The sequence below is a fragment of the Limibacillus sp. genome (genome assembly GCA_037379885.1).
Classification (GTDB): Bacteria; Pseudomonadota; Alphaproteobacteria; order Kiloniellales; family CECT-8803; genus JARRJC01.
This window is the reverse complement of record JARRJC010000009.1, coordinates 42,389-52,690: the sequence shown is the minus strand read 5'-3', so window position 1 is coordinate 52,690 and position 10,302 is coordinate 42,389. Positions and strand designations below refer to the sequence as shown.

Below are 10,302 nucleotides of genomic sequence, written 5' to 3'. Positions count from 1 at the left end.
GATTTCGCGGCGTCGTCGGGCGTAAAAACTCGGGTCATGGACTCCTCATCTGCTGTTAGGCAAGCATATAGTCCCGAAAAAGCTCTTATCCAAGCCGCGTTTTAGCGGCCCTCAGGCTGAAAACACCTATGCCATGATGGACGGGGGCGGTCAGAAAAGACAGACTCGGGCCAGCGGGGGCGCTACCGGTCGGACGTCTGAGCATCTGCGGGGGAAACGCATAAATGGAATACAGTGAATACCAGAGTGTCACCCAGGCCTTCTACGAGAAGGTCGAGGAGCTCGGCGACAGCCCCTTTCTCTGGCGCAAGGTCGACAAGGTCTACCAGCCGATGTCCTGGAACGAGGTCGCCGAGCGGGTAAAGGCCTTGTCGCTGGGTCTGCGCGAACTCGGCGTGAAGCCGGGCGACCGCGTGACCCTGGTATCCGACAACCAGCCCGAATGGCTGATCGCCGACATTGCGATCGTCACGGCCGGGGCGATCACGGTGCCCGCCTACACCACCAACCGGGTGCGCGACCACAAGCACGTGTTGAACCATTCAGGCTCGGTGGGCGCCATCGTTTCCACCAAGGCCCTGTCCCGCAACCTCTTCCCGGCGGCGCTCGACGCGCCGAAGTGCGAATGGGCAATCTCCATGGAGGACACCAAGTTCGCGCAGTCGGGTCCGCTGGAGGTCCATCTCTGGGACGAGGTGATGGAGAAGGGCCGTCAGAGCGGCAAGGATGCTCTCGACCTGGTTCCCAAGGCCAAGCGCGACGACGTCTGCTGCTTCATCTACACATCGGGCACCGGCGGCACGCCCAAGGCGGTGATGCTCTCGCACGGCAACCTTCTGTGCAACTGCATGGGCGCCTACGACCTCTTGAAGTCCTTCGGGCTCGGGGAGGAGGTCTTCCTTTCCTTCCTGCCGCTGTCCCATTCCTACGAGCACACGGCGGGCCAGTACTTCCCCATCACCATCGGCGCGCAGATCTACTACGCAGAGGGCGTGGAGAGCCTCCTGACCAACTTGGCGGAGGTCCGGCCCACCATCATGACGGCGGTGCCGAGACTCTATGAGGCCATGCACCAGCGCATCCGCCGGGGCGTGGAAAAGCAGGGCGGCTTCAAGGAGAAGCTGTTCAATCTGGCGGTGGAGATCGGCACCAAGCGCTACAAGGATCCGGGCTCCCTGACGCTCAAGGAGAAGCTCCTCGACATCCTCTGCGAGCGGCTGGTGCGCGCGAAGGTGCGCGAACGCTTCGGCGGGCGTCTGAAGGCTTTCGTCTCGGGCGGGGCCGCGCTCAACCCCGATATCGGGGTCTTCTTCACCGCGCTCGGCCTGCGCCTGCTCCAGGGCTATGGGCAGACCGAGGCTTCGCCGGTCATCTCCGCCAACCCGCCGGGCAAGGTCAAGATCCACACGGTCGGCCTGCCGCTGAAGGGGGTCGAGGTCAAGATCGCCGGGGACGGCGAGATCCTGGTGCGCGGCGAACTGGTGATGCAGGGCTACTGGAACGATGAAGAGGCCACCGCCGCGGCGATCCAGGACGGCTGGCTGCACACCGGCGATATCGGCCGGTTCGACGAGGACGGCTATCTGGAGATCACCGACCGCAAGAAGGACATCATTGTGCTATCTGGCGGCGATAACGTGTCACCGGCCCGCGTGGAAGGCTTCCTGACGCTCCAGCCGGAGATCGCCCAGGCGATGGTTTATGGCGACAAACGTCCCGCGCTGGTCGCGCTCTTGGTCCCCGACCCGGACTGGCTGGCCGAATGGGCCAAGGCGAACGGCAAGCCCAACGACCTCTCCGCGCTGGCGGACGACCCTGCGTTGGCAAAGTCCCTCTCCGGCGTGATCGATCAGGTCAACAAGTCGCTTTCGATGCTGGAGAAGGTCCGCCGCTTCACCATCGCCGATGCGCCCTTTTCCACCGAGAACGGCATGATGACCCCGACTCTCAAGATCAAGCGCCACGTTATCAAGGAGCGCTACGGCGCCACCTTGGAAGCGCTCTACAACAAGAAGTGAGGATCAGGCGCCGGGCCGCCGCTCGCGGCGGTTCAACTCCTCGATGATATGGAAGAGGTCCGCCAGGCCCTTGAAGAACTCGGCGACGCTTTCCCGGCTATAGGCCTTGAAGAGCCCGCCCATGCGGAAGGAGTCCCCCTTCTGCCGCAGCGAGAGCCAGACCTCCTGCTCATGGAAGGTCAGGGCCAGATTGCCTGATCCCAGGTGCCGGTCGAGGTCCAGCAGCCGCTGCATGAAGCCGGGGTTCAGCAGGTAGCGCGCTTCCACCTGATCGTCGGAGTAGACTTCGAAGGCCTTCTCGAACTCCGGGTCCTCCAGCCGCACCCGGTCCTGCTTGCCACTGGAAAAGAGGTTTCCCAGGAACCCGCCGTCCCTTTTTATCCGGGTGATCCCGGTGAAGGAGCGCTTGAATCCGCAGCGGATCAGAAGCCCGTCGAAGACCGTGACGTAGGTGGTCTTCGTGCCGTTCTTGGAACTGGTGGTGCGTTTTTCCTTCAACTCCGCCTCGCACAGCTCGAAGGCGACGCCCTGGTGCTCGCCGCGGATGTGGTCTTCCAGCGCACTGCGGTCGTAGCTCGGAATCACGCCCATCTGCCGGAAGCGGCCAAGCGGAAAGTCCGCCGGCTCCGTGGCGTAGATCAGGCCGAGGCCTTCCATGGCCTTGGTGATCCAAGCCTGCTCCCGCGTCTTCAGGTCGTTCATCAGGTAGCCGAAGCCCATGCCGAAGACGATGAAAGCCCCGACGATTATGGGCACCGAGACGGGTTCGTCCTGCGGCGCGAAGAGATAGGAGCAATAGAGCAGCGCCCCGGTCACGATGACCAGCAGGCCGAAAAGGATCAGGTTGCGCTCGCGCCGCTTCTTCTGGTCGGCCAGGGCGGGCTCGATCGTTTCGCGCCAGAGTCTCTCCATGCCCTGGAAGCGCTCGCCCAGTTCGTCGAAGCTCTGCATGTCACCGCATGTGGTCGTCGACGTTCACCGGCTCGCGGGCGGCGGCTTCCTCGACCTCGTAGTAGGGCATCTCCCGGACGTTCACCATGCGGGCGATGGCGGAGGTCGGGAAGATCTGGACGAGGTTGTTCAGGTCCGTGACGGCGGAATTGTAGAAGCGCCTCGCCGCGGAGATGTGTCCCTCGACCTCGCCGAACTGGGTCATGGCTTCCTGAACCGGCTGCTCGGCCTTCAGGTCGGGGTAGGCCTCGACCTGAACCATCAGGCGGCCGAGCTTGCCTTCCAGCGCCTGGATGACGCCCAGATGCTCGCTCGCCTGCTCCGTGGTCTTGGGTCGCTCGGTTTCCTGGAAACGGCTGCGCAGTTTGGTGACGTCCTCCAGCAGCTCGCGCTCGTGATCCATGTAGCGCTGCGCCAGCTTCAGGAGATTCGGCAGCAGGTCGTAGCGCTTGCGCAGCTGCACATCGATGGAGCTCAGCGCCTCCAGCGCCCGGTTCCGGGTCGAGATCACCTTCACGTAAAGCCAATAGAGGATCAGCGCCAGAACCGCGATCACGATCAGGACGACAACGCCTGTACTCATGCTCTCACCTCGCCTTTTTCTTGTCTTGCTGACAGCGAGCTTACCATCCGGAGGGCCAAAGGTTTGAGCTTGAAAATTAGGTCAGTATAGCTTACCTATATCGCGCCCCTCAACGCGGGGCGGCGAAAGCCCCATATAAGGTCTGGAAGAAGCGGCCGGAAGACCGTTAGGCTTCAAGGGAGCACCCGCTGCAGCGCACGCTCTTCAGGCAGCCGGTGCGGGAGGTTTTATATACATGGCGCAAGATGCTGTTTCGATGAACGCGGTTTCGCTCGACGACAAGTACGAGCTTGAATCGGGCCGCGTCTTCCTGACCGGCACGCAGGCCCTGGTCCGCCTACCGATGATGCAGCGCCAGCGTGACCTGGCGGCGGGGCTCAACACCGCCTGTTTCATCTCCGGCTATCGCGGCTCGCCGCTCGGCGCCTTCGACCAGCAACTGCAACACGCCAAGCGTTTCGTCGAAAAGAACCACATCAAGTTTCAGCCGGGCGTCAATGAAGACCTTGCGGCCACCGCCATCTGGGGCAGCCAGCAGGGCGACATCTTCGGCGACTTCAACTACGACGGCGTCTATTCGATCTGGTACGGCAAGGGGCCGGGCGTGGACCGCTCGGGCGACGTCTTCAAGCACGCCAACATGGCGGGCACGGCCAAGCACGGCGGCGTCATCGCGCTGGCCGGCGACGACCACATGGCCAAGTCCTCGACGGTCGCCCACCAGACAGAATACGCGTTCATGGACGCCATGATCCCGGTCCTGAACCCCTCGGGCGTGCAGGAGTTCCTGGACCTCGGCATCTACGGCTGGGCCATGAGCCGTTTCTCCGGCTGCTGGATCGCCTTCAAGACCCTGGCGGAGACGGTCGAGACCTCGGCCTCCGTCCACGTCGATCCGCACCGCGTGCAGATCCAGACGCCGACGGATTTCCAGATGCCGGAGGGCGGGCTCAACATCCGCTGGCCGGACGACCGGATGGAGCAGGAAGAGCGCCTGATGCGCCACAAGCTCTATGCCGCGCTGGCCTTCGCACGGGCCAACCGCCTCGACCGGCGCGTCATCGACAACAAGGAAAAGCGCCGCCTGGGCATCATCACCACCGGCAAGTCCTACCTGGATGTGCGGCAGGCGCTGGACGACCTGGGCATCGACGAGGAGATGGCCGCCGAGATCGGCCTTTCCCTCTACAAGGTCGCCATGGTCTGGCCCCTTGAGCGCACGGGCATCCGCGAGTTCTGCGAAGGCCTGGACGAGGTTCTGGTGATCGAGGAGAAGCGCGCGCTCATCGAGAACCAGGTGAAAGAACAGCTCTACAACTGGCACGCCGACAAGCGCCCGCGCATCGTCGGCAAGTTCGAGGAGACGGGTGAGCCGCTTTTCCCCTCGCACGGCGAACTGACGCCCGCGCGCATCGCGCGGGTCATCGCCGGGCGCATCGCCAAGTTCCATGACAGCCCCGCCATCGCCGAGCGTCTCGACTTCCTGGCGAAGAAGGAAGCCTCGCTGAAGGTGGAGAAGAGCGCGACCTCGCGGATCCCCTACTTCTGCTCGGGCTGCCCGCACAACACCTCCACCCGCGTCCCCGAGGGCAGCCGGGCGGTGGCCGGAATCGGCTGCCACTACATGGTGCTCTGGATGGACCGGGAGACCGAAACCTTCACCCAGATGGGCGGCGAAGGCGCCACCTGGATCGGCCAGCAGCCCTTCTCGAAGACCAAGCATGTCTTCGCCAACCTGGGCGACGGCACCTACTTCCACTCCGGCCTGCTCGCGATCCGCGCGGCGGTCGGCGCGGGCGCCAACATCACCTACAAGATTCTCTACAACGACGCGGTCGCCATGACCGGCGGCCAGCACGTGGACGGCCCGCTCGATCCGGCCATGATCTCACACCAGCTTTACGCCGAAGGCGTGAAGCGCATCGTCGCCGTGTCCGACGAGCCCGAGAAGTATCCCGTAGGCTACAACTGGGCCAAGGGCGTCACGGTCCACCACCGCAGCGAACTGGATGCCATCCAGCGCGAACTGCGAGAGGTTCCCGGCGTCACCGCCATCATCTACGACCAGACCTGCGCGGCGGAAAAGCGGCGCCGGCGCAAGCGCGGCACCTTCCCCGACCCCGACAAGCGGGTCTTCATCAACGAACTGGTCTGCGAGGGCTGCGGCGACTGCGGGGTGAAGTCCAACTGCGTCTCCGTGGTACCGCTGGAGACCGAGTTCGGGCGCAAGCGCAAGATCGACCAGTCCTCCTGCAACAAGGACTTCTCCTGCGTCGAGGGTTTCTGCCCCTCCTTCGTGACCGTGTCCGGCGCCAAGCCGAAGAAGCGCAAGGCCGCCGCCGGGTCGGAGGATATCTGGGAAGTGCTGCCCGAACCCGCGCTGCCCGGCCTGAAGGAGCCCTACGGCATCCTCATCACCGGCATCGGCGGCACCGGCGTCGTCACCATCGGCGCGCTGCTCGGCATGGCCGCGCATATCGAAGGCAAGGGCGTCTCGATCCTCGATCAGGCCGGGCTCGCCCAGAAGGGCGGAGCGGTCACCAGCCACGTGCGCATCGCCGAGACGCCCGAGGACATCCACGCCGTGCGGCTCGCCGCGGGCGGCGGACGGCTGATCCTGGGGGCGGACCTCGTCACCACCGCGGCTGAGGACTCCCGCGCCAAGATGCGCCGCGGCTACACCAAGGCGATCGTCAACACGGAGGAGACCATCACCGGCCTCTTCACCAGCGATCCCGAGTACAGGATTCCGGGCGAGGAGCTGCACGACCTGATCGACAAGGCCGTGGGTCCCGACGCCGCCGAATTCATCCCCTCCACCGCCGTCGCCACGGCGCTTCTGGGCGATTCCATCGCGGCCAACCTCTTCCTGCTGGGCTATGCCTGGCAGAAGGGTCTGGTGCCGGTCTCCCACGAAGCCTTGGAGCGGGCCATCGAGCTGAACGGCGTGGCCGTCGAGTTCAACAAGAAGGCCTTCACCTGGGGCCGCCGCATGGCCCACGACCCGGAGCGGGTGAAGGAAATCGCCAAGCCGGAGCACGAGATCAGCGACCGCAAGCTCTCCGAAACGCTGGACGAGCTGATCGAGCGCCGGGTGGACTTCCTGACCGCCTATCAGGACGCGTCCTACGCCAAGCGCTATGCGGAGCTCGTTACCAAGGTCCGCGCGGCCGAGGCGAAGGCGGCGCCAGGCAGCGACGCCTTGTCCGAGGCCGTGGCGCGCGGCGCCTTCAAGCTGATGGCGATCAAGGACGAGTACGAGGTCGCGCGGCTCTACACCGACGGCAGCTTCGCCGAAGCCCTGGGCGAGACCTTCGAGGGCAAGGACATGAAGCTGACCTTCCACATGGCCCCGCCCCTGCTCGCCAAACGCGACCCCACGACCGGGCACCTGAAGAAGAAGGCCTACGGCCCCTGGATGCTGAAGGCCTTCGGCGTTCTGGCCAAGCTGAAGGGCCTGCGCGGCGGGCCGCTCGACATCTTCGGGCGCAGCGAGGAACGGCGCATGGAACGCCAGCTTCGCGACGACTACCTGGCGCAGATCGAAGAGGTGATGCTGCCCAAGCTGAACGCCGACAACCATGGAGCGGCGGTCGAGCTGGCGTCCCTCGCGCAGGAGGTCCGGGGCTTCGGCCACGTGAAGGAAGCCGCCGTCGCCAAGGTGAAGAAGAAGGAAGCCGAGCTGCTGGCCCGCTTCACCTCACCGGCCCCCGCCGCCAGCGCGGCAGAGTAGCCGGGCGCGTCGTAGCTGGACGCGTCCTTACGGCCTGTCCGACCGGTCCTTGCGGCTTTCCTCTTCCTCATCGTCGAAGAGGACGCGTTCTGCGGCGCCGTCCAGGTCGTCGTACTGGCCGCTCCTGAGAGACCAGAGGAAGGCGGCCAACCCCAAGAGCCCCAGGAAGATCGCTATCGGGATCAGGTAGACGAGGACGCTCACGCCTCCTGCTCCCTCAGAGCCGGGGACGGTTTGGCGGACTTCGACCCAAGCGCCAGCCTCAGCGCGTTGCCGGTGACGATCAGGGAGGAGCCCGACATGCAGAGCGCGGCCACCAAGGGCGTCACGAAGCCGCAGACGGCCAGCGGCACGGCGATCAGGTTGTAGCCGATCGCCAGCATGAAGTTCTGGCGCACCAGCGCGTCCGAGCGCCCGGCGACCGTCAGGGTTTCAATCACGGGGGCCAGCAAGCGGCCCTGGAAGACCGCATCCGCCGCCGTCTGGGAGATATCGGCCGCCGTCGTCGGCGAGAGCGAGGCGTAAGCGGCGGCCAGCGCAGGCGCATCGTTCAAGCCGTCTCCGACCATCAGCACCTTGCGGCCTTCCGCCGCCATCTCTTCCAAGGCTTCCACCTTTTCAGCGGGCGTCAGCCCGGCGCGCCAGCGCGCAATCCCCAGATCACGGGCCACGGCGGCCACCACGGCGGGACGGTCGCCCGACAGCAGCGCGACCTCCTTGCCGTCGCGCTTGAGCGCCGCCACGACCTCGGCGGCATCGCGGCGCAAAGAATCCTCAAAGCGGAAACAGACCGGTTGGGCGCCCGGTCGGGCGAACCAGAGCAGCGGCCCCACGGCCCCCGCCTCCTCCCGGTCCGCCACCTCCTTGGCGAGACCGCAGAAGGACGCGCGCCCGAGCCGCCATTCCCCACCCGTCTCTGCGTCTTGCCAGGAGAGGCCCTGTCCGGGCAGTTCGCGCACGCCCGAAAGCGGCGTGACCGGCGGCGCGGCGCGCATCAGCGCCTGGGCCAGCGGATGCTTGCTGTTCGCCGCGAGCCGGGCGGCGGCGGCAAGCGCCGGCCCGTCCCCCTGCCCCGCGACCAGCCGAGGGCTGCCCAGCGTCAGCGTGCCGGTCTTGTCGAACACCACGCTGTCCGTCTCGGCGAAACGCTCCAGGGCGCTGCCGGACTTCAGCAGGATCCCCTGACGCAGCAGCCGCCCGCTGGCGATCACCTGGACCGCCGGCACCGCCAGCCCCAGGGCGCAGGGGCAGGTCACGATCAGCACCGCGACCGCGATCATCAGCGCCTCCTGCCAGGCGAGACCGCCGAACAGGAACCAGCCGAGGAAGGCGGCGGCGGCAAGGAAGTGCACGACCGGCGCATAGAAACGGGCGACACGATCCGCCAGTTCGACGTAGCGCGCCTTGCGCTGCTCCGCAGCCTCCATCAAGCGCACGATCTCCCCCAGAAGCGTGTCCTCGCCGACCGCCGTCACCTCCAGGGTGAGCGGCGCGGTCAGGTTCAGGGTTCCGGCATGAAGCAGGGCGCCCTGGCCCAGGGTCTGAGGCAGGCTTTCCCCGGTGATGAGGCTGGCGTCGATGTCGGAAAGGCCCTCGCGCACGACCCCATCGACCGCCAGCCGTTCTCCGGCGGCGACCAGCACGCGCATGCCCGGCAGAACCTGCTCGGCCGGAACCACCCGCGTCCCGCCTTCCGGCAGCAGCAAGGTGACGGCCTCGCCCCGGATCGCCAGCAGGCGCTCGGCGGCTGAGCGGGCCTGTCCTCTCGCACGGCGGTCGAGATAACGGCCGATCAGCAGGAAGAAGAGCAAGGTGACGGCGGAATCGAAGTAGGCGTGCTCCCCGCCCCGGATCACCTCGAAGAGGCTCATGCCCCCCGCCAGCAGGACGGCGAGGGAGATCGGCACCTCCATGTTGGTGCGGCCCTTGGAAAGCGCGCCCAGAGCAGAGCGGAAGAAGGGACGACCCGCATAGAGGATCGCGGGCAACGCGATCAGCGCGGAGAACCAGTGCAGCAGCCCCCGGGTGGCCGGCCCCATGCCCTCGAAGGCGCCCGCCCAGACGCCGACCGAGAGCAGCATGACGTTGGCGGCGGCGAAGCCCGCCACGGCGAGGCAGCGCAGCAGGTCCTTCTCGTCCTGCTTTTCCTGGCGGCCCAGGCGCTCGGGATCGTAGGGAACGGCCGTGTAGCCCAGCGCGAACAGGGCCTCCAGCAGTTCGTTCCCGCGCGAAGCCGGGCCCCGCCAGGCGAGGGTCAGGCGGCGGGTGGTGAAGTTGAGGCGGCATTGGGTGACGTCCGGCTCGGCGCCCAGCGTGCGTTCGATCTTCCTGATGCAGCCGCCGCAATGGACGCCTTCGACCAGAAGATGCAGCAGCTTGCTGCCGTCCGCCGCCTCCCGCAGATAGGGCGCGACGTCGCCCGGCCGGGGCGGCGCGGACTCGATGTTCGCGGGCGAGAGCGCCTCTGTCGCCTCAGTCATGTCCCGCCGCTCCTCAAGGCTTCACGTAAAGTCGCTGCTTGCTGACGTGCTGGTCGGCGCCGCGCTCGATCAGCAGGACGAGGTCCCAGACGCCCGGCTGCGGCAGCGCCGCCTCGCCCCGGTAGCGGCCTTCCCCGAGGGAGACAAGCTGCATGCGGCTGTCAAAGCCCTCCACGGCCGGGCGGCGCAGTTCGGCCGTGACGTTGTCGGCGTAGAGCGGCTGGCCGGTCTTGCCGGTCAGAGAAACGATCAGATCCGCCTTGCCGTCGAGAGGCTGGCCCAGGTCCGCCTGGATGCTCCACCCGAGCGCCGCCTGCTGGCGCTTGGCTTCCAGCACCTCGTTGTACTCCAGCCCACGTTCGTAGTGGTTATCGCTGGAAAGCCCCGGCCAGGAGGCGGTCGCCCAGTAGATGAGCGCGCCATTGACAGCGATGATGACGCCGAACATTCCAAAGAAGACGTAAGGGATCCAGAAGCTTTTCTGACGCTCTCTCTTGTGATGCGGCTTGCCCGCACGGAAGAACAGACTCTGCATGG

General features: G+C 66.2%; 7 protein-coding genes. 2 read left to right on the top strand and 5 right to left on the bottom strand.

Annotated elements, in window-relative coordinates; all coding sequences use genetic code 11:
• Positions 1-224 precede the first annotated feature (224 nt).
• Positions 225-2,018 carry a long-chain fatty acid--CoA ligase gene (locus P8X75_04755; protein MEJ1994511.1) on the top strand — a complete coding sequence of 598 codons (1,794 nt, stop codon included), beginning with the start codon at positions 225-227 and terminating at the stop codon, positions 2,016-2,018.
• Positions 2,019-2,021: 3 nt separating this feature from the next.
• On the opposite strand, the gene P8X75_04750 is transcribed toward P8X75_04755, so the two are convergent.
• Positions 2,022-2,969: a DUF3137 domain-containing protein gene (locus P8X75_04750; protein ID MEJ1994510.1), complete on the bottom strand. Its 948-nt coding sequence runs from the start codon at positions 2,967-2,969 to the stop codon at positions 2,022-2,024.
• Position 2,970: 1 nt separating this feature from the next.
• The gene (locus P8X75_04745; GenBank protein ID MEJ1994509.1) at positions 2,971-3,552 is read right to left on the bottom strand and encodes a LemA family protein; all 582 of its coding nucleotides are present in this window, start codon (positions 3,550-3,552) and stop codon (positions 2,971-2,973) included.
• Positions 3,553-3,787: 235 nt separating this feature from the next.
• On the opposite strand from P8X75_04745, the gene P8X75_04740 reads away from it, so the two are divergent.
• Entirely contained in the window at positions 3,788-7,285 is a 3,498-nt protein-coding gene (locus P8X75_04740) for an indolepyruvate ferredoxin oxidoreductase family protein (GenBank protein MEJ1994508.1), read from the top strand.
• A gap of 27 nt (positions 7,286-7,312) precedes the next feature.
• Here the strand turns inward: P8X75_04740 and ccoS are convergent, their stop codons facing one another.
• The 3 genes from ccoS to P8X75_04725 are packed head-to-tail and all read right to left on the bottom strand — an operon-like array spanning position 7,313 to position 10,300.
• Positions 7,313-7,489: a cbb3-type cytochrome oxidase assembly protein CcoS gene (gene ccoS / locus P8X75_04735; GenBank protein MEJ1994507.1), complete on the bottom strand. Its 177-nt coding sequence runs from the start codon at positions 7,487-7,489 to the stop codon at positions 7,313-7,315.
• A complete protein-coding gene (locus P8X75_04730; GenBank protein MEJ1994506.1) occupies positions 7,486-9,765 on the bottom strand; it encodes a heavy metal translocating P-type ATPase in 2,280 nt (759 codons plus the stop codon). Before P8X75_04730 ends, ccoS begins: the two co-directional genes overlap by 4 nt.
• Before the next feature lie 13 nt (positions 9,766-9,778).
• Positions 9,779-10,300: a FixH family protein gene (locus P8X75_04725; GenBank protein MEJ1994505.1), complete on the bottom strand. Its 522-nt coding sequence runs from the start codon at positions 10,298-10,300 to the stop codon at positions 9,779-9,781.
• Positions 10,301-10,302: the final 2 nt, after the last annotated feature.